The sequence below is a fragment of the Dactylosporangium sp. CA-052675 genome (assembly GCF_050947935.1).
Classification (GTDB): Bacteria; Actinomycetota; Actinomycetes; order Mycobacteriales; family Micromonosporaceae; genus Dactylosporangium.
Window position 1 is genome coordinate 6,608,965 of sequence record NZ_CP192010.1, and the last position, 21,371, is coordinate 6,630,335.

Sequence of the window (21,371 nt, forward strand, 5' to 3'; positions counted from 1 at the left end):
CGGTGCTCCTCTCATAACGGTCACGCGGGCCCGGGCAGCCGGGGCCGCAGCACGGCGCTGATCCGCGCCAGCTCGGCCGGGCGGGTCATCCGCCCGTGCGTCGTGTCCACCTCATGGATCTCGATCTGACCGCTCACGTACGGCTGCCAGGCGCGCGGATCCGGCGGCGGACCGGACCACCCCCGAGTCGCGCGGAAGAACAGCAGATCCCCGTCGAAGACCGGCGGACGGTACTCGCGGGCGGCCGCCGACGCGGCCGGCAGGATGCGGGCGACCGCCTCGACGTGCGCCTCGCTGAGGTCCGCGACGCCGGCGGCACGCAGCAGCGCCGTGGCCGCCGCCGTGTCGAGCGGTGCGCCCGCCGGCGGTTCCACGCCGAAGTACTCGCGCAGCACTAGGCGCAGGACTTCCGGCCGGTCGAGCGGCGGGGTCTCCGGCAGCGTCTCCGGCGGGTAGGAGTCGAGCATGACGAGCAGGCCGGGCTTCTCCCCCTCGGCCTGGAGGCGGGCCGCGGCCGCGTGCGCCAGCTGGCCGCCGAGCGACCAGCCGAGCAGCGAGTACAGTCCCTGCGCGCCCATCGCCCGGATCCGGCCGGCGTACTCGGCAACCATCTCGTCGGCGCTGTCCGCGACCCGCGCCGGATCGGTCAGCCCGCGCGCCTGCAGCCCGAAGACCGGCTGGTCCGCCGGCAGCTGCCGCAGCAGGCCGGTGTAGCACCAGCTGAAACCGCCGGCCGGATGGAAGCAGAACAACGGCGGACGGCCGGGGACGTCCCGCAGCGGGAGGAGCACGTCGAGCGGGTCGCCGCCGGCGTCGCCCAGGCGGGCGGCGAGCCCGGCCGGGGTCGGCGTCTCGAACAGGCCGCGCAGCGTCACCTCGACGCCCAGCGTGGGCCGGATCCGCGCGATCAGCCGGGTGGCCAGCAGCGAGTGGCCACCCAGGCCGAAGAAGTCGTCGGCCGGTCCCACCGCCGGAAGGCCCAGCACCTCGGCGAACAGCTCGCAGAGGACCTGCTCGCGCGGTCCGGCCGGCGCGGACACCGCGGTCGTCCCCGGGCCCGGGTCCGGCAGCCCGCGACGGTCCACCTTGCCGTTCGGCATGCGGGGCAGCCGGTCGAGCACGGCCAGCACGCTCGGCACCAGCGCGGGCGGCAGCAGCGCGGCGACGTGCCGGCGAAGATCGGCCGGGTCCGGCACCGCGCCGGCGGCCGGCGTCACGTAGCCGACCAGCACCGGATCACCGCCGGACGGCCGGCGGACCGCGACGGCGGCGGCCGCGACCGCCGGATGCCCGCTCAGCGCGGCCTCGACCTCGGACGGTTCTATGCGCACGCCGCGAACCTTGAGCTGGCCGTCCGACCGTCCGAGGTGGACGAGCTTCCCGTCCTGCCGGTAGGAGACCCGGTCACCGGTCCGGTACATCCGGGCTCCGGGCGGGCCGAACGGGTCCGCGACGAACCGTTCCGCGGTCGCACCCGGCCGCCGCGCGTAGCCGCGCCCGACCCCCGCACCGCCGTAGTAGAGATCCCCGGCCACGCCCGTGCGGACCGGGCGCAGCGCACCGTCCAGCACGTACGCGCGGTTGTTCCACAGTGGCGTACCGATGGATCGGTCGTGCGCGTCGCAGAACGCGAACAGGCTCTCGCTGCTCACCTCTGTGCACCCGCAGAAGTTGACCAGCCGGGCGTCCGGGCTCTCCACCGCCAGCCGGGCGGGCAGCTCGGCCGGCATCGGCTCGCCGCTGCTGAGCACCAGGCGCAGCGACGACAACCGGCCGGGCGGGCCGGCAGATGCTTCGTCGAGCAGGGCCAGCAGCACGCTGGGTACAGCGGTGAGCACCCGGACCTCATGCCGGGCGACGAGATCGGCCAGCGCGGTCATGTCGGCGGCGGTGGCGTCGTCGGCCATCACCACCCGGCCGCCGTGCACCAGGGTCTGGAGGATTTCGACCGTACCGTCGATGAAGCTGATCGAGCTCTTGGCGAGGAGCGCCTCGTTGCCGGTGAACGGCCGCAACTCGGCGAACCAGGCGAGCCGGTTGAGCAGCCCGGCCCGCGTGCCGGCCACGCCCTTCGGCGCGCCGGTCGATCCGGAGGTGAAGATGATCGACGCGATGGCGGCCGGATCGTCGGCGGGCGCGGGTGCCCGGCCGGCGACCGGCGCGTCCGCGAGGTGCAGTGCCGGCGTACCGTCGGGTGGCTCGCCGTCGGTCAGCACCAGGGCCGGACGGGCCTCGTCGATCATGTAGCGGAGCCGTTCGGCCGGGTACTGCGGGTCCAGCGGCAGGTACGCCGCACCGGACCGGACGATCGCGAGCAGCGCCACCACCAGGCCCGCCGACCGCGACACCAGCAGGCCGACCGCGCGCTCCGGTCCGGCACCGCGCCGCACCAGCTCGGCTGCCAGAGCCGCCGACCGCCGGTCCAGCTCGGCGTAGGTGAGCCGCCGACCGCCGTCGATCACGGCCACGTCCGTGCCGAAGCGGTGGAGGGCCTGTTCCAGATAGCCGGCCAGACTGGTCCGCGGCACCAGGTGCGCGGTGTCGTTGCGCTCCTCCAGCAGCCGGCGGCCCTGCGCGCCGAACGGGTCGAAGTGGCCCAGGCGCCGGTCCGGCTCCCCTGTCATCGTGGTGAGCACGGAGACCAGCGCGGCGAGCACGTCCCCGGTGGGCTGTCCCGGCGCGTGGTCGAGCCGCAGCCGCAGCCGGTCGCCGGGCACGACCGCGAGCATCAGCGGATAGTGCGTCGCGTCCGTGCCGTGCACGCCGGTCAGCCGCAGGCCGCCCGCGTCCGCGCCGAGGTCGCCGGACGGGTAGTTCTCGAAGACGACGACCGTGTCGAAGAGCTCGCCGACGCCGGCCGCGGCCTGGATCTCGGCCAGCGACAGGAACTCGTGCGGTTCCAGGTCGAGGCGCTGGCCGCGCAGCCGCGCCGGGATCTCGCTCAGCGCGGCCCGCGGGGGCAGGCGCACCCGTACCGGCACCGTGTTGATGAACAGCCCTGGCAACTCGTCGATGCCGGCGATCTCGGCCGGGCGCCCCGCGGTGACCACGCCGAACACCACGTCGTCCCGGCCGGTGAGCGCGCCGAGCACGACCGCCCAGGCGCTCTGCACCACGTCGCTGAGCGTCACGCCGAGCGATCGGGCCAGCCGGACCAGCGCGTCCGTGTGTTCCGCGCCGAGCAGCGTGCCGGTCTGCCGGGGAGTCGCCGGTGGCCTGCCGCCGGCGGCCACCAGCGTCGGCTCGTCGACGCCGGAAAGCGCCGCGCGCCAGGCCGCACGCGCGGCCTGGGTGTCCCGGCCGGCCAGCCACGCCAGGTAGGCCCGGTACGGCACCGGCGGCGGGAGCGCCGCCGGGTCCCCGCCCGCGGCGTAGAGCGTCAGTAGCTCGCGCACCAGAATCGGCACCGACCAGCCGTCCATCAGGATGTGGTGGCTGGTGATCGCCAGCCGGTGCCGGTCCGGGCCGGTGCGGGCCAGCAGCAGGCGGATCAGCGGCGGCTCCGCCGGGGCGAACCGCCGGGTCCGGTCCGCGTCCAGCTCTCGTGTCATAGCCGCGTCCGGGTCCTCGCCGGTGCCGGTCAGGTCCGTCTCCCGCCAGGGCGTGACCACGCCGCGCGAAAGGACCTGCACCGGACGGTCGAGTCCCTCGTGGACGAAGGCCGCGCCGAGATGCGGGTGCCGGGTCAGCACCGCGTCCCAGGCGCGGCGCAGCACCGCGCGGTCCAGGTCGCCGGACAGGTCGAGGACGAGCTGCGTGACGTAGACGTCCGGGCCGTCCCGGTGATAGAGGTGCTGGAAGAAGAGCCCCTCCTGCAACGGGGAGAGCGGAAGGACGTCGATCATCCCGGACGTGCTCACCGTGGCGACCTCCACATCAACTCAAGGTGATCGATCTGCGCCTGGTCGAGCCCGGCGAGGGACAGGTCGGACGGCGTGAACCCGCCGTCGTCCGCGCCCAGCTCCGCCAGGCTCCGGGCCCGGTCCTGCCACGCGCCGGCCAGCGACCGGACCGCGTCCTCGGTCAGCAGCGCGGCCGGCCACGTCCAGGTCGCCCGCAGGACTCGGCCGCCCGGCCGGTCCTCGGCCACGACGTTCAGCGCGAGCGTGTGCGCGACCGGCAGTTCCGGGTCGGCCGCGCCGCCAAGCGCGTCGAGCGCCCAGTCCGCAGGCTCACCGATCCGGAAGACCCCCAGGTAGTTGACCGCGATCCGGGGCGCGGGCAGCGCGGCGAGCCGGGCGGACGTGCCGGCGTTGAGGTGGCGGAGCAGCCCGAAGCCGAGACCGTCGCCGGGCGTGGCCCGCACCTGCTCCTTGATCCGCTTGACAGCGTCGGCGGGGTCCCGCCCGGCTCCGGCGTCCAGCCTCACCGGGTACGTGCTGGTGAACCAGCCCACGGTCCGGCTGACGTCGGTGCCCGCGATCGCGCCGCGCCCGTGGTTCTCCAGCTCCACGACCAGGCCCGCGTCCGCCGCGGCGCCGAACGTCCCGCAGCTGCGGACGGCCAACGCCAGCGCGGTCAGCACCAGGTCTTCCGTACCACAGCGGAAGGCGTCGGGAACCGCGCCGAGCAGGGGTTCTGCGACGTCCGGGCCCAGGTCGACGGTAAGGTGCCGCAGCGTGCCGGTCGTGTCCCGGTCCGGTACCGGCGTCAGCTGCGGTGGCAGCGCCGCCCCGCCGAGCACGCCCGCCCAGTACCGCAGCTCGGCCACCCGCTCCGGGCGCCGCGCCTCCTCGGACAGCACGTGAGCCCACCGGCGGAACGACGTGGCGACCGCAGGCACGGCGTCCGGGAACCCGGCGAGGTCCTCCAGGAGGATCCGCCAGGAGACGCCGTCGATCGCGAGGTGGTGGACGGCCAGGAAGAGCCGGCCGGGCTCGTCCGGGCCCGCGTCGAACCAGACCGCGACCGTCGTCCGGCCCTCGTCCGGATCCATGCCGCGGACGACCCGGCCGGTCTCCTCGGCGATCACCTCGGCGCGCCGCGCGTCCGGCAGCCCGCGCACGTCGACCCGCTCCACCGCGATCGGCGCCGCGCCGACCGGCCGTGCCTCCAGCGTCCAGTCCCTGCGGCGGAGACGCAGCGCGTCGTGCCGGTCGGTGAGAGCGCGCAGCATTCGGTCGAGCCGTTCCTGCCCGGTGCCGGCCGGCACCCGGATCAGCGCGGACTGGTGGAAATGCGCGGTCGGGCCGCCCAGCTCGCGCAGCCAGTGCATGACCGGGGTGAGCGGCATCGGCCCGGTGCCGTCGTCCGGGGCCACGGACGCGAGCGCGGGCACGGGCACGGCGACGGCCGCGAGCCCGGCCACGGTGCGGTGCCGGAAGACGTCGCCGGGCTCGAGCACCAGCCCGGCCCGGCGGGCACGGCCGCTGAGCCGGATGGCGCCGACGCTGTCGCCGCCGAGCGCGAAGAAGTCGTCATCGATGCCGAGCCCGGCCACGCCGAGCAGCTCGGCGAACGCCTCGTGCAGCGCGGTCTCGGCGGGCGTGCGCGGCGCCCGGCCGGGACCGGCCGCAGCGAACTCCGGCGATGGCAGCGCGGACCGGTCGAGTTTGCCGTTCGGCGACGAGGGCAGCTCGTCGAGGAACATGATCAGGTCCGGGACCATGTAGCCGGGCAGCGACCGCGCGGCGAACGCGCGCAGCTCCGCCGGGTCCGGGCGGCCGTCCGCGGCCACGACGTACCCCACGATGTGCTGGGCGGTGCCGCGGTGCACGGCCACGGCGGCCTGTCCCACCCGGGGATGCTCCTGCAGTACGCCCTCGATCTCGGCCGGCTCGATGCGGTAACCGCGCACCTTGACCTGCTCGTCGGCCCGTCCGACGAACTCGAGCTGCCCGTCGGCCCGCAGCCGGACCAGGTCCCCGGTCCGGTACATGCGGGAGCCGGGCGGGCCGGACGGGTCGGCGACGAAGCGCTCCGCTGTGGCGCGCGGCTGGTGGCGGTACCCACGCGCGACGCCGGGCCCGGCCAGGTACAGCTCGGCCGTCACGCCGACCGGCACCGGACACAGCCGCTCGTCGAGCAGCCGCAGCCGGACCCCGCGCAGCGGCGTGCCGATCGGTGCGCCACCGTCGGGGGTCAGCGGGCCGCCGACGGTGGCGGCGATCGTGGCCTCGGTCGGCCCGTACGCGTTCAGCACCCGGCACCGTCCGGCCCACCGGCGCAGCAGGTACGGCGGGCACGGCTCGCCGCCGATGACGATCGTGGTGCCGTCCGGCAGCGCGTCGTCGGGGAACGCGGCCAGCACCGACGGCGGCACCGCCAGGTGGGTGACCCCGTGCGCGGCGACCAGCGGCGCGAGGTCCTCCGCGACGTTCCAGGCGCCGGTTCGGGGCAGCACGACCCGGCCGCCCGCGAGCAGCGTCACGCACATCTCCCAGTACGCGGTGTCGAAGCTGGGCGAGGCCGACTGCAGCATGCGGGTGTCCTCGCCCAGCCGGCCGAGCCGTTCCCGGGAGCCGGCGACCAGGTTGACGACGCCTCGGTGCGGCACCTCCACGCCCTTCGGCCGGCCGGTCGAGCCGGAGGTGTAGATGACGTAGGCGGGGTGGTCCGGATGCGACGGCACGCGCGGGTTCGTGTCGCCCGCGGCCAGCAGTTCGGCGCGTACCTCGGGATCGTCCAGGTCCAGCACCGGATGCGTCTCCGCCGCCGCCGCCGCGCGCGCCAGGACCAGCACCGGCGCGGCGTCGTCGAGCATGTGCTCGATCCGCGCGGCCGGGTACCCGGGGTCGATCGGCAGGTACGCGGCGCCCGCCTTCGCGATCGCGAGCAGCGCCTCGACCAGCTCGAGCCCGCGCGGCAGCCGCACAGCCACCACGGTCTCCGGCCCGGCGCCGCGCGCCATCAGCAGCCGCGCGAGCCGGTTCGCGGCCGCGTTCAGCTCGGCGGCGGTGCGGGTGACCGGCCCGGCGACGGCCGCGATCGCGTCCGGATCGGCCGCCACCCGCGCCTCGAACAGCGACGCGACCGTGTGCGGCGAGCCCGGATCCGGCGCTGCATCCCCGCCGGTGGCCGTCCAGGCCTGCTCGGCCGGCGTGAGGATCTCCAGTGCGCCTACGGCCAGGTCGGGCTTCACGACGATCTGGCGCAGGATCATCAGGAGCCGGGCCGCCAGCGCGTCCACGGTCTCCGGACGGAACAGTTCGGTGCGGTACTCGAGGCTGCACTCGACGCCGTCCGTGCCGAAGTCGCCGAGCACCCGCTCGCTCAGGCCCAGGGTGAGGTCGAAGCGGGCGATGCCGCTCGGCAGCGGCTCCGGACTGGCCTCCAGGCCGGGCAGGCGCAGGTCGACGCCCGCGTTGTTGTCCAGTGCGAGCATCACGTTGAACAGCGGATTGTTCCCGGAGGCCCGGTCGGCGCCGACCGCGTCGACCAGGCGCTCGAAGGGCAGGTCCTGGTGTGCGAACGCCGCCAGGTCTGTCGCGCGCACCCGGGCGAGCAGTTCCCGGAAGCTCGGATCGCCGCTCACGTCGGTCCGCAGAACCAGCGTGTTCACGAAGAACCCGACGAGGTCGTCCAGCTTCTCGTCAGACCGGCCGGCAACCGCCGTGCCGATCGGGATGTCCGTGCCCGCGCCGAGCCGCGAGAGCAGTACCGCGAACGCGGCATGCACCACCATGAACAGCGTCGAGCGGGTCTCCCGCGCCAGCTCCACCAGGCGCGCATGCAGGTCGGCGCCGATGACGAACCGGTGACTGCGGCCCGCGTAGCCGAGCTCCAGCGGCCGTGGGTGGTCGGTGGGCAGCGCGAGACGCTCCGGCATGCCGGCCAGCGCGTCCCGCCAGTACGACAGCTGTGCGCCGGCCGTGCTGTGCGGATCTCCCGCGTCGCCGAGCAGGTCCCGCTGCCACGCCGCGTAGTCCGTGTACTCGACCGGCAGCGGCTCCTGCACCGGCGCCCGGCCGGCCCGGCGCGCCTCATACGCCAGCGCGAGGTCGGCCAGCAGCGGGCGCAGCGACCAGCCGTCCGCCGCGATGTGGTGGATCAGCAGCAGGAGCACGTGCTCGGTCGCCGACCGCCGCGACAGCCAGGCCCGGATCGGCAACTCCGCGGCCAGGTCGAACGCGTGACCGGGATCCCCCTCGCCGACGACCAGCCCGGCCAGGCCGGGACCCGGCGGCGTCACCACCATGAACGGCTCGCCGTCGCGCTCGACCACCGTGGATCGCAGCGGCTCGTGCCGGCACACCACGTCGTTGACCGCCAAGCCCAGCGCCTCCACGTCGACCTCGCCCGACAACCGCAGCGCCAGCGGCAGGTTGTAGGTCGCGCTCGCGCCCTCCAGCCGGTGCACGAACCACAGCCGCCGCTGCGCGAAGGACAACGGCACCACCCCGTCGCGGGTACGCCGTCCCAGCGCCACCCGATCGGCCGTGCCCAGCCGGCCCGTCAGTCCCGCGGGCGTCCGCGCATCGAACAGGTCCTGAAGGGAGACCTCCAGGCCCAGCAGCCCCCGGATCCGGCTGACCACCTGGGTCGCCAGCAGCGAGTGGCCGCCCAGCTCGAAGAAGTCGTCGTCGACGCCGACCCGCGGCACGCCCAGCACGTCCGCGAAGACGCCGCAGACCAGCTCCTCGCGCACCGACCGCGGACCGCGGTTCCCGGCCGGCACCGCGGCGCGCACGGCCGGCAGTCGGGACCGGTCCACCTTCCCGTTCACGGACAGCGGCAGCTCGTCGAGCACCATGAGCAGGCCCGGCACCATGAACTCCGGCAGCCGGGCGCGCAGGTACTCCCGTACCTCCACCTGGAGCGTGGCGTGCCGGGACGCGCGCGCCGGCACGCTGGTCCACGGCCCGTCGCCGACGCTCGGCCGGTAGGCGCCGGTCACCGGCGTGCCGTCCGCGGCACCGGCGACCAGGACCGCCTCACAGGCGTCCCGGTCCTCCGCCCAGGTGACGACGGTCAGGTATCCGTGCCGGCGGCCGGCCGCGACCAGGTCCTCGCGCCGGTCGCCCGGCAGCCCGGTGATCCTCAGGCGGTCCGGCGCGGCGGCCAGGCCGTCGAGCACCATGTCACGACCCCAGGCCAGCGCCGGTACGTCCCCGAGGTCGAGCGGCACGGTCGGCGCGGTGTGCAGCACCGCCTCGTACCGGTAGCGGCTCAGCTCGTTGTCCCGCCGCCCCCGCTTGACGCGGATGTCCACGCCGGACGTCCCGGCGAACCCGGTCAGGAACTCCGGCGCCACCAGCAGCTCCCGCTCCTCCGCGGCGAGCCGTCCGGCCAGCGCCGCAGACTCGCCGGGATCCGCGTCCGGGCCGAGCCGAGCGGCCGCGATCTCCGCGTAGAGCGCACGGGCCGCGCGCGGGTCCCGGAGGTCGCCCAGATAGATCGCGCCGCCCGGCGCGAGCAGCCGGATCGCCTTTTCCAGCACGCCGGCGAGGTAGTCGGCGCTCGGGAAGTACTGCACCACCGAGTTCAGGATGATCAGGTCGAAGCCGTCGCCGGGCAGCGTGTCGATCGCGTCCGCCGCGACCGCGTCCAGCCGCACCCGGTCCCGCAGGCCGGGCCGCGTCACCAGGTGCGCGCGCAGCCTCGAAATCGCCTCGCGGGAGAGGTCCGTTCCCCAGTACGTCTCGCAGTCCGGCGCGAGCGGCGCGAGCAGCAGGCCGCTGCCGACGCCGATCTCCAGCACCCGCCGCGGGCGCAGCCGCCGGATCGCGGCCACCGTCTCGGCGCGCCACTCCTCCATGTCGGGCAGCGGGATCGGCGCGCCGTCCAGCGCGCTCTGCCAGCCGGAGAAGTCCTCGCCGAAGCCGGCGTCGGCGACGGCCTCCTCATACTGGCTGCGGAACACGTCCCGCCACGCGTCGACCTGGCCCGCCTCACCGCCGGACTGCGCGTCCGGGGCGGGCACCAGGTAACCGACCAGGCCCTGATCGCGTACGGTGACGGCCGCGGCCCGCACCCGCGGGTGCGCGGACAGCACCGCCTCCACCTCGCCGGGCTCGATCCGGTAGCCGCGTACCTTGACCTGGTCGTCCGCGCGCCCGGCGAAGCCAAGCGTGCCGTCCGCCGACCAGCGGGCCAGGTCGCCGGTACGGTACATCCGGTCGCCGGGCGCACCGAACGGGCAGGCGACGAAGCGCTCGGCGGTGAGGCCGGGACGGTGCAGGTACGCGTCGGCCAGGCCCGGACCGGCGACGTATAGCTCCCCGGTGACGCCGGGCGGCACCGGCCGCAGCCGCGCGTCCAGCACATACACCCGCATGCCGTGCACCGGCCGGCCGATCGGCGGCACGCCGTCCCCGGTCAGCGGCGCGCTGATCGTGGCACACACCGTGGTCTCCGTCGGGCCGTACGCGTTGAACATCGCCCGGCCCCGGGACCAGCGGCGCACCAGGTCCGGCGGGCAGGCCTCCCCGGCCACCACCAGCGTCGTCACCGTGGGCAGGTCGCGGTCGCCGAGCGCGACCAGCGCGGACGGCGGCAGCGTCAGGTGGGTGACCCCGAATTCGGCGGCCGTCGCGGACAGCGGGTCGCCGGGCAGCAGCCGGGCGGCCGGCGCGGTGACCAGCGTCGCGCCGGTCAGCAGCGCCATCACCAGCTCCCAGAACGCCGCGTCGAAGCTCGGCGACGCGAACTGCAGCACGCGGCTGCCCGGTCCGGCGCCGAACCACGCGCGCTGGGCCTCGGCGAGCGGCGCCGCGCCACGGTGGCTGATCACCACGCCCTTCGGCCGTCCGGTGGAGCCCGAGGTGTAGAGCACGTAGGCGGGCGCGTCCGGGGGAACCGTGACGCCGACCGGCCCGGCGGGCGCGGCGGCCAGCTCCGCCACGGTCTCCGGATCGTCCAGGATCAGGTCGGCCGGCCGCCCGAGGTCCGAGGCGCGCGTGGTCACCAACAGCGCGGGCCGGGCGTCGTCGAGCAGGTGGGCGATCCGGCTCTCCGGGTACGTCGGGTCGACCGGCAGGTACGCGGCGCCGGTCTTGCCTGCCGCCAGCATCGCGGTCACCAGTTCCGGCCCGCGGTGCAGCGCGAGCGCGACAATCCGCCCCGGCCCCGCGCCCCGGCCGTGCAGCAGGTACGCCAGGCGGTCGGAGCGCTCGTCCAGCTCGCGGTAGGTGAGCCGGCCGGCGTGGGACAGGATCGCCGGCGCGTCCGGCCGGAGCCGGGCCTGGCGGGTGAAGAGTTCCGGCACGGACGCCGCCTCGGGCAGCGCGCGTCCGGTGGCGTTCCAGGTCTCCAGCATGAGCCGGCGTTCGGCGCCGTCGATCAGGGCGAGCGTGCCGATCCGCCGGTCGGGGTCGGCGGCGAACCCGCGGAACAGCCGGCAGAGTCGGGAGGCGAGGCGGCCGACCGTGTCCGCGTCGAACATCGCGGTCGAGTACTCCAGGTATCCATCGAGACCGCGCGGCCGGCCGTCCGGAGCGTAGGCCTCGTTCAGGCTGAGCGACAGGTCGAACTTGGAGACGCCGGGCGTGGTGCCGACCGGCTCGACCCGCAGGCCGGGCAGCGTGTAGTCCGGGGCCGGCGCGTTCTGCAGCACCACCAGCACCTGGAAGAGCGCCTGGTGGGACAGTGACCGTCCCGGGTTGATGTGCTCGACCAGGCGGTCGAAGGGCAGATCCTGGTGCGCGTACGCGTCGAGCGCGGTGGCCCGGACCCGGTAGAGCAGCTCGCGGAAGGTCGGGTCCCCGCTCGTGTCCGTGCGCAGCACCAGCGTATTGACGAAGAACCCGACCAGGTCCTCCAGCTTCTCGTCGGTACGACCGGCGATCGGCGCCCCTATCGGTAGGTCGGTGCCCGCGCCGGAGTGGGTGAGCAGCACCGCGAACGCCGCCTGCACCACCATGAACAGCGTGGTGTGCGTCCGCCGGGCCAGGTCCAGCAGCTCCGCGTGCAGCCCGGCATCGAGGTGCACGGGGAGCACGTCGCCGGCGAACGTGTTGATCGCCGGGCGCGGCCGATCGGCGGGCAGCGTGAGCTGTTCCGGCATGCCGGCCAGCGTGTCCCGCCAGTAGGCCAGCTGCGCCCCGGCCACGCTCGCCGGGTCGTCCGGATCGCCGAGCAGGTCCCGGTGCCAGGCCGTGTAGTCGGCGTACTCCACCGGCAGCGGCGCCCACGCCGGGCCCCGGCCCGCGCGGCGCGCCTCGTAGGCCGTCGCCAGGTCGGTCAGCAGCGGGCGCAACGACCAGCCGTCCGCCGCGATGTGGTGCACCAGCAGCAGGAACACATGCTCGGTCGCCGAGACGGAGAACAGCGACGCCCGGATCGGGAACTCCGCGCCCAGGTCGAACGGGTAGCGCACCGCCTCGTGCAGCACGCCGGGCAGGTCGTCCTCGCCGACCGGACGGACGTCCAGGCGCACCAGGCCGGCGGCGGACGGGGAGACCACCATGAAGGGCCCGGCTTCGTCGCCGTCCACGGTGGACCGCAGCGGCTCGTGCCGGCACACCACGTCATTGACGGCCGCGCTCAGCGCCGGCACGTCGACCGCACCCGACAGGCGCAGCGCCAGCGGCACGTTGTAGGTCGCGCCCTCGCCTTCCAGCCGGTGCACGAACCACAGCCGGCGCTGCGCGAAGGACAACGGCACCGCCCCCTCCCGGGCATGCCGTCCGAGCACCGGACGATCCGCGGTGTTCAGCCGGCCCGCCAGGCCGGCGGGCGTCCGTACCGCGAACAGGTCCTGGATCGGCACCTCCAGCCCGAGCAGGCTCCGGATCCGGCTGACCACCTGCGTCGCCAGCAGCGAGTGGCCGCCCAGCTCGAAGAAGTCGTCGTCGATACCGACGCGCGGCAAGCCCAGCACGTCCGCGAAGACGCCGCAGATCAGCTCCTCGTGCACCGACCGCGGGCCGCGGCCTCCCGCCGACGTCTCGCCCGTCACCTCGGGCAGCCGGGACCGGTCCACCTTCCCGTTCACCGACAGCGGCAGCTCGGGCAGCACCGCCCACAGCCCCGGGACCATGAACTCCGGCAGCCGGGCACGCGCCGCCGCCCGTACCCGCTCGGTGTCGATCGGGATGCCGGCCGCGGGCACGAGGTAGGCCACGAGCCGGCGGCCGACGGCCCGGTCCCGCACCGTGGTCACGAACGCCTCCGCGACCGCGGGGTCCCCGCTGAGCACCGACTGGATCTCGCCGAGCTCGATCCGATGTCCGCGGATCTTGACCTGGTCGTCGTCCCGGCCGACGAACTCCAGCTCACCGTCGGCCCGCAACCGCACCAGATCACCCGTGCGGTACATCCGCCCGCCCGGCGCACCGAACGGGCACGCCACGAACCGCGACGCGGTCAGGCCCGGCCGTCCGACGTATCCGCGCGCCACGCCGTGGCCCGCGAGGTACAGCTCGCCGACCACGTTCGGCGGCACCGGGCGCAGCCGCGCGTCCAGCACGTAGCCGCGGTCGCCGTCCAGCGTCCGCCCGATCGGCACGGTCTCGGCGTCGTCCGCGACGCCCGTCACCGCGCCGGCGTACGCGAAGGTGGTCGTCTCGGTCGGGCCGTAGACGTGCACGACCCGCGTCTGCGGGCAGCTACGCACCGCACGCCGGACCGCGCTCGGCGATACCAGCTCGCCGCCGAACCAGATCTGGCGCACGCCGGCCAGTGCACCGGGCCGCTCCTCGATCAAGTGGTTGAAGAGCGCGGTGGTGAGGAAGACCCCCGTCACCGCCCCGGACTCGAGCAGGCCGGCGAGGCGGAGCGGATCGGCCGTGCCGGACGGCGCGAGCACGCACTGCCCGCCTCGCAGCAACGGCACCCACATCTCGTAGGTCGAGGCGTCGAACGCGTACGGCGAGTGGACCAGGACCCGCTCGTGGCCGTCGTCCCAGTGCCGGTCACCGGCCAGGCTCAGCACGTTGGCATGGGTGACCCCGATGCCCTTCGGCTCGCCGGTGCTGCCGGACGTGAACATCACGTACGCCAGGTCGTCCGGGCGGCCGGCGCGCACCTCGGCCGGCCGCGGTGACGACGGCGCCGGGTCGCCGATCCTGACCACGGGTATGCCGCCCGCCTCCTGGTGAGCGGTGTCCACCAGCAGCGCGGTCACGCCGGCCCCATCGAGGACGAACTCGCGGCGCCGCGGCGGGTCGCCCGGGTTCAGCGGCACGTAGGCGGCGCCGAGCCGCAGCACCGCGAGCGTGGCCGCGATCAGCTCCGGCGAGCGCTCCACCAGCACCGCGACCCGGTCGCCGGGGCGGACCCCGGCGTCGCGCAGCCGCGCGGCGAGCACGGCCGCGGCCTCGTCCAGCCGTCGGTACGTCCACGTGCCGCCGTCCGCGGCCCGGATCGCGACCGCGTCCGGCGTCCGCGCGGCCGCCTCCGCGAACCGTTCCTGCACGGTGGTGTCGGGTGCCGCGCCGAGCGGGCCGCCGTTCCACTCGTCCAGGATTCGGGCCCGTTCCGCCGGGCAGAGCAGTGCGATGTCGCCGGCCCGGGCCTCGGGGTCGCGTGCGGCAGTGTCCAGCACGCGCACCAGCCGCTCGCCGAGCAGCGCCACCGAGGCCGGGTCGAACAGGTCGGCGGCGTACTCGATGACGCCGCGGAGCCCAGCGTCCCGCTCCTCGTCGAGACTGACCGTGAGGTCGAAGCGGGAGGTGCGGGTGCGGATCACCTCGGCGCGCGCGCCGAGGCCGGCCGGCACGACCCGGGCGGGCGTGTTGTTCAGCACCAGCATCACCTGGAAGAGCGGCTGGTGGGACGGCGACCGCTCCGGGTTGAGATCCTCCACCAGGCGCTCGAAGGGCAGGTCCTGGTGTGCGAACGCCGCCAGGTCCGTCGCGCGCACCCGGGCGAGCAGTTCCCGGAAGCTCGGATCGCCGCTCACGTCGGTCCGCAGGACCAGCGTGTTCACGAAGAAGCCGACGAGGTCGTCCAGCTTCTCGTCAGACCGGCCGGCAACCGCCGTGCCGATCGGGATGTCCGTGCCCGCGCCGAGCCGCGAGAGCAGTACCGCGAACGCGGCGTGCACCACCATGAACAGCGTCGAGCGGGTCTCCCGCGCCAGCACCACCAGGCGCGCATGCAGGTCGGCGCCGATGACGAACCCGTGGCTGCCGCCGGCGTGGTCGCGCACGGCCGGGCGCGACCGGTCGGCCGGCAGCGTGATCGCGGGCGGCAGAGCGTCCAGCGCGGCACGCCAGTGGTCCAGGTCCGCGGCCCACGCCCCGCCCTCCTCGCGGGCCAGGTCCCGCTGCCAGAGCGCGTAGTCCGTGTACTCGACCGGCAGCGGCTCCCACACCGGGGCCCGGCCCGCCCGGCGCGCCTCATAGGCGATCGCCAGGTCGCGCAGCAGCGGCCCCACCGACCAGCCGTCCGCCGCGATGTGATGCATCAGCAGCAGAAGCACGCGCCCGTCGAAGAGCAGTGCCCGGATCGGCAGCTCCGAGGCCAGGTCGAAGGCGTACCCGACCGCGTCCTCCGGCGCGCCCTCGCCGGCGACGACCTCGACCAGGCCCGGCCCGGGCGGGGTCACCACCACGTACGGCTCGCCGTCTCGCTCCGCCACGGTCGAGCGCAGCGGCTCGTGCCGGCACACCACGTCGTTGACCGCCGCGCTCAGCGCCCCGGCGTCGATGTCACCGGAGAAACGCAGCGCCAGCGGTACGTTGTAGGTGGCCCCCGCACCGGCCAGCCGGTCGACGAACCACAGCCGCCGCTGCGCGAAGGAGAGCGGCACGCCGCCGTCCCGGTCGCGCCGCCGCAGGCCGCCCCGGTCCGCGGCGTCCAGCCGCCCGGCCAGCCCGCCCGGCGTCCGCAGGTCGAAGAGCTCCTGGATGGACACCTCGACGCCGAGTTCCGCGCGCAGGCGGATGATCAGGCGGGTGGCGAGCAGCGAGTGGCCGCCGAGGTCGAAGAAGCTGTCGTCCGGCCCGACGTGCGGGACCCGCAGAATCTCTGCGAAGACCTGGCAGAGGTTCCGCTCAAGCTCGGTCTGGTCGCGATGTTCCCGTTCTGGTCGTTCTACCCGGTCCGTTCCCGGGGCGGGCAGCGCGGCCCGGTCGACCTTGCCGTTGGGCAACAGCGGCAGTTCGCCGAGCACCACGAACGCGTCCGGTACCAGGTATCCGGGCAGCCGGGCCGCCGCGAAGGCCTTGAGACTGGTGGTGTCCCGCCCCGCGGCCGAGGCCGGCACCACGTAGGCGACCAGCGCGTCGTCCCGGGCCGCGGCCACGATCTGCGCCACGTCGGGGTGGCGGCCGAGCACGGCCTGCACCTCCCCGAGCTCGACCCGGTGGCCACGGATCTTGACCTGGTCGTCGTCCCGGCCGACGAACTCCAGCTCACCGTCGGCCCGCAACCGCACCAGATCACCCGTGCGGTACATCCGCCCGCCCGGCGCACCGAACGGGCACGCCACGAACCGCGACGCGGTCAGGCCCGGCCGTCCGGCGTACCCGCGGGCGAGGCTGTTGCCGGAGACGTAGAGCTCGCCGACGGTACCGGGCCGGATCGGCCGCAGCGCGTCGTCGAGCACGTGCACGGCTGTGCCGCGCACTGCGGTGCCGAGCGGCGGCGGCCCGTCGCCGGTCAGTGGCGTGCTCATGGTGGCGCACACCGTGGTCTCGGTCGGGCCGTAGGCGTTGATCATCCGGCGTCCCGGCGCCCACCGGCCGGCGATCGCCACGCCGATCGCCTCGCCGGCGACCACGAGCGTGCCGACGCCCGGCAGCGTGGCCTCGCCCATCGCGGACAGCGCGGAGGGCGGCACCGTCAGGTGCGTCACGCCGTGCGCCCGAGCCAGGGCGGCCAGGTCGTCGCCGGGGCGCAGCCGGTCCTGCGCGGCGACCACCAGCGTCGCGCCGCAGAGCAGCCCCATCGCGGTCTCCCAGAGGGAAGCGTCGAAGCTGGGCGATGCGAACTGCAGCACCCGGGCGCCGGGGCCGGCGCCGAGCCGGTCCCGCTGCGTGGCGACCATGTCGCCGACGCCGGCGTGCGTGACCACCACGCCCTTCGGCCGGCCGGTCGAGCCGGAGGTGTAGATGACGTATGCGGCATTGCCGGGAGCACAGGTCCTGGCCGCCGCCAGGGCCTCGGCGCCGGTGTCCAGCTCGTCGAGCCGAATGACCGGCGGGCCGGCCGGCTCGTACGCCCGGTCGGTCAGCACCAGCAGCGGGTGCGCGTCGGCGAGCATGAACTCGATCCGGTCGGCCGGGTAGGACGGATCGATCGGCAGGAAGGCCGCTCCCGCGTGCCACGTCGCGAGCATCGCCGTCACCAGCGCCCGCCCGCGCGGCAGCATCAGCGCGATCATCGTCTCGGCGCCGGCGCCCCGGCGGGCGAGCACCGCGCCCAGCCGCTCGGCGTCCGCGCGCAGGTCCCGGTAGGAGACCACGCCGCCGGTGGCGTCGTCGACGAGCGCAGGCGCGTCCGGCCAGGCGTCCGCCGCCGCGGCGAAGTGCGCCCACGCGGTCCGCGGCGTGCCGGCCGGCTCCCGGCCCGGGCCCGGCAGCCGCGCGCCCGCCGCCGCGCCGGCCAGCCGTTCCGCGACGTCCGCCGCGTACCGGGCCACGGTCGCCTCGTCGTACACGCCGCCGTTCGCCCACAGTTTGAGCTGCAATCCGCCGGTCGCGGACTGCTGCAGCATCACCTCCAGGTCGTCGACCGGGCCGATGGCGATCCAGTGCCGGACCGCGGCCCGGCCGCCGAACGCCGGCTCGTCCGCGAAGGAGAGCACGTTCACGATCGGCCCGAACAGCTTCGGCCGGTCGGCACCGCCGCGCAGCTCGCGGCCCAGCCGCTCGTACGGGTAGCGCTGATGGGCCGACGCACCGCGGACCCACCGGTCGACCTGCCCGGCGAGCTCGTCCAGCCCGGTCCCCGGCGCGATCCGCAGCCGCATCGGCTGCATGTTCGCCAGCATCCCCGGCACCGCGCGCGCCACCGGCGTGGTCCGGCCGGTGACCGGCAGCGTCAGCACCAGGTCGGTCCGGCCGGTCAGCGCCCCGACCCAGCCGGCGACCGTGGCCACGGCCAGCCGTGACCAGCGGACCGACAGCCGGTCGGCCCGCGCCCGGAGGCCGTCCAGCACCGGCGCGCCGAGTTCCGTCCGGTGCAGCACGAACTCCGGCTGCGCCGGGGCGGACCGGCCGCCGAGCAGGATCGGCGCGGGCGCCGGCCGGAGCAGCCCGGTCCAGTGCTGCCGGTCGTCCTCCGGCGCCGCGGAGTCCAGGTAGGACACGTCCTCGGCCAACAGGTCGCGCAGGGAGCCGAGCGGCGGGCCGGCGTCGCGGTCAGCCAGCAGCGCGTCGTAGATCTCGGCCGCGCGCCGGGTCAGCAGCCACACGCCGTACCCGTCCATGACGACGTGGTGGTAGCGCTGGTACCACAGGTACCGCTCGTCGCCGACCCGCAGCAGGGCCTGGGCGTGTGTCGGCCCGGTCGCGAGATCGACCGGCCGGGACAGCTCGGCCCGCATCCACGCCTCCGCGGCCGCGATGGGCGTGGCCGCGGACCGCAGGTCGACGACCGGCACCGGCGTCTCGGCCGGCGCCGTGAGGTACTGCGCGGGCCCGTCCGCGTCGGCGCGGAAGCGGGTGTGCAGCGCCTCGGTCTCGTGCACCGCCGTGCGCACCGCCGCGACGAACTCGGTGACCCGGATCGGCCCGTCGATCTCCAGGTACGAGGCCTGGTTGTAGCCCCAGCCGGTCGGATCCAGCTCATGCCCGTAGTAGGAACCCAGCTGCGCGGCCGTCAACGGCCACCGCTCCCGCGTGTCGAACATCGATCTCACCTTCGCTCGGGTCCGTCCGTCAGCCGGGCCAGCCCGTCGGCCAGCTGTCGCAGGGCGTCCTTGGCGACGGACAGGCCCATCGGGTCCTCAGCCTCCATCGCCTCCCGGTACGCCTCCGGTTCGTCGCCGAAGAGCAGGCTCGTGGCCGCGCGGAAGCGCAGCGCGGCCGGGTCGTCGCCGAAATGGTGGCCACCGAGGACCGCGATCCCGCACGTGCGCAGCAACTCCCGCTCCAGCGAGGCGGAGTCGTGCACGCCCTGCCGGGCCAGGTCACCGGCGAGGTGATGGAAGTCGGGGTAGACGTAGAAGCCCCCGGACGGCGGCCGGCAGTTGGCACCGGCGGCCACCATCACCTGGTGTACGGCCTGGGTGGCGGCAGCATGCATCCGCGCGCCGGCCCGGACGTACGCGGCCAGGTCGGGCGGCTCGCCGAACGCGTACTCGACCACCGACTGCACCGGCCCCGCCAGTGACGACCACACCTCGCTCGCGGTCGCCAGCACGCGCGAGCGCAGCAGCTCTCCTCGCGCGCCGGCCGGGAACCGGGCCGCGCCGGCCCGCCATCCGCCGAGAGCGTGCGTCTTGCTCAGCCCGGTCGTGATCACGGTACGGTCGCCGGCCACCTCGGCCGGGCTCAGGTAGTCGCGGTCCGGGTCGTGTGCCAGGTCCCGGTAGATCTCGTCCGCCACCATCGTCAGGTCGTACGCGGCGGCGACGTCGCAGATCCGTCGCACCACGCCGGGCGGCGCTGTGGTCCCGGTCGGGTTGTCCGGCAACGCCATGATCAACAGCTGCGGGTCGCCGCCCTCGGCGCGCGCCCGGCGCACGGCGCTCGCCAGCAGGTCCGGGTCCGGGACGCCGCCGCACTCCACGGGGATGTCGACCCAGAAGACCCGCCGGCCGAGCAGGCGGGCCTGTGGCGCGTACGTCAGCCAGGACGGCCGCGGCAGCACCAGGTCACCGTCGGCGGCCGCGATCAGCGCGAACAGCAGCGGCTTGCTCCCCGGCGCGAGGACGACCTGGTCGGCCTCGGTGGGCAGCCGCCGCCGTCCGAAGTAGCCGGCGACCGCGGCCCGCGCGGCCTCGTCGCCGGCGACCGGCCCGTAGGCGCGCCGGTCCGCGCCGGCCAGCAGTGCTTGGACCAGGCCGGAGTGGACGGGCAGCCGCGCCTCGCCGAAGCCCAGGTGCAGCAGCCGCTCCCCACGGGCGCGCCGCCGGTTGATCTCCTGATCGAGCGCGAGGTTGGCCGACATGCCCCGCGTGATCATGCGGTCACCTCCGTCTCGGCGTGCGTCAGCGCGTGTCTCAGGTCCGCCGGGTTGTCCGGGTGCGGGGTCAGATCGGTGATCCAGGCCGCGTCCGGCGACCCGTGGGCGAGAAACGGGCGGCCGACCAGGCCCGGGTCGCGGGCCTGCAGAAACCTCAGCTGAAAGGACCCTCCGCCGGCGCCGTCGACCACGACCTTGCCCGCCTCGGTGGACATCACCGGGCCGCGGACCGTGCGGGCCAGGCCCGGCAGCCGGCGGTACGCCTCGGCGAAGATCCCGGCGGCCCGGTCCAGCGGCACCCGGAAATAGTCGTGCGGGCCGGTGTCCCGCGCGACGAAAAGGTAATAGGGAACGCAGCCCGCGGCTATCTCAGCCCGCCACAGCGACGACCACACGTCCGGATCATCATTCACGTGCGCGATCAACGGCGCCTGGCAATAGACGACGGCGCCGGTCGAACGAATGCGGGAGATCGCCTTTTCCGCCATCGGTGACACGATTTCGTGGTCATGGCTGAAATGCGCCATGACCGCCAGCGTCCGGCCCGATCCCACGATCTCGCAGAAGAGCCGCAACAGGTCGTCCGCGTCCGGATCCGTGACGAAACGCTGCGGCCAGTACGCCGGCGACTTCGTCCCGATCCTGATCACCCGCAGCGTCGGCACCCCCAGCAGCGGCTGCAGGTGACCGCGCAGCCGATCCGCGGACATCACGGCCGGATCGCCGCCGGTCACCAGGACGTCGTTGACCTCAGGGTGCTCCCGCAGATATCCCACCAGAACGTCCGGGCCGGGCGCGGCGAACCGCAGGTCGGCGTCGCCCACGAACTGCGCCCACCGGAAGCAGTACGTGCAGTACGCGTGGCACGTCTGCCCCTGGCTGGGGAAGTAGAGCACGGTCTCCCGGTACTTGTGCTGCAGGCCAGGGATCGCGGCACCGTCGCGGCGGGGAATGTTGAGGTTGAGCTGCCCGCCCGGGTGCGGGTTCAGCTCCGCGCGGATGCGGCGCACCACGGCCGTCACGCCGGGGTCCGTGTCGGCGCGGCCGTCCAGCGCGCGCAGCGCGGCGGCGTGCTCGTCGCTCAGCATTCCCGGCTGCGGGAAGACGAGCTGGAACATCGGGTCCTCCGGGATCCGGGACCAGTCGATGAGTTCATCGAGCACGTACTCGTTGATCCGGAAAGGCAACACCCGGGAGAAGATCCGCACGGTGTCGCGCACCTCGGCCGCCATCGGGTAGCGACGCACTATTTCGTCCAGTTGACGTGGCCCGAATGCACGGAAACGGGCCCCGCTCTCGATTGTCCGGTGCACGTGTGGCGTCCCCCGTAAGAATTCGCCTGCCGATGCAGCGGTTCCCATCGTACGAAGGCCGGAAGCGCATCCGCCCAGCTTGGCAATGAATGGAAGTTAATG

The 21,371-nt window shown here is 74.8% G+C and carries 4 protein-coding genes; all 4 read right to left on the reverse strand.

What is annotated here, in order from left to right:
• Positions 1-20: 20 nt before the first annotated feature.
• The 4 genes from ACQP1P_RS29475 to ACQP1P_RS29490 are packed head-to-tail and all read right to left on the reverse strand — an operon-like array spanning position 21 to position 21,317.
• Positions 21-3,860: an amino acid adenylation domain-containing protein gene (locus tag ACQP1P_RS29475; protein WP_433075583.1), complete on the reverse strand. Its 3,840-nt coding sequence runs from the start codon at positions 3,858-3,860 to the stop codon at positions 21-23.
• A complete protein-coding gene (locus ACQP1P_RS29480; protein WP_433075586.1) occupies positions 3,857-18,679 on the reverse strand; it encodes an amino acid adenylation domain-containing protein in 14,823 nt (4,940 codons plus the stop codon). Before ACQP1P_RS29480 ends, ACQP1P_RS29475 begins: the two co-directional genes overlap by 4 nt.
• 5 nt (positions 18,680-18,684) lie before the next feature.
• On the reverse strand, positions 18,685-19,956 hold the full coding sequence (locus tag ACQP1P_RS29485) for a pyridoxal phosphate-dependent aminotransferase (protein ID WP_433075589.1): 1,272 nt from the start codon (positions 19,954-19,956) through the stop codon (positions 18,685-18,687).
• Positions 19,953-21,317 (reverse strand): KamA family radical SAM protein, encoded by a 1,365-nt coding sequence (locus ACQP1P_RS29490; protein ID WP_433075592.1) that lies wholly within the window; start codon positions 21,315-21,317, stop codon positions 19,953-19,955. The genes ACQP1P_RS29485 and ACQP1P_RS29490 overlap by 4 nt, the downstream gene beginning before the upstream one ends.
• Between the last annotated feature and the right edge of the window lie 54 nt (positions 21,318-21,371).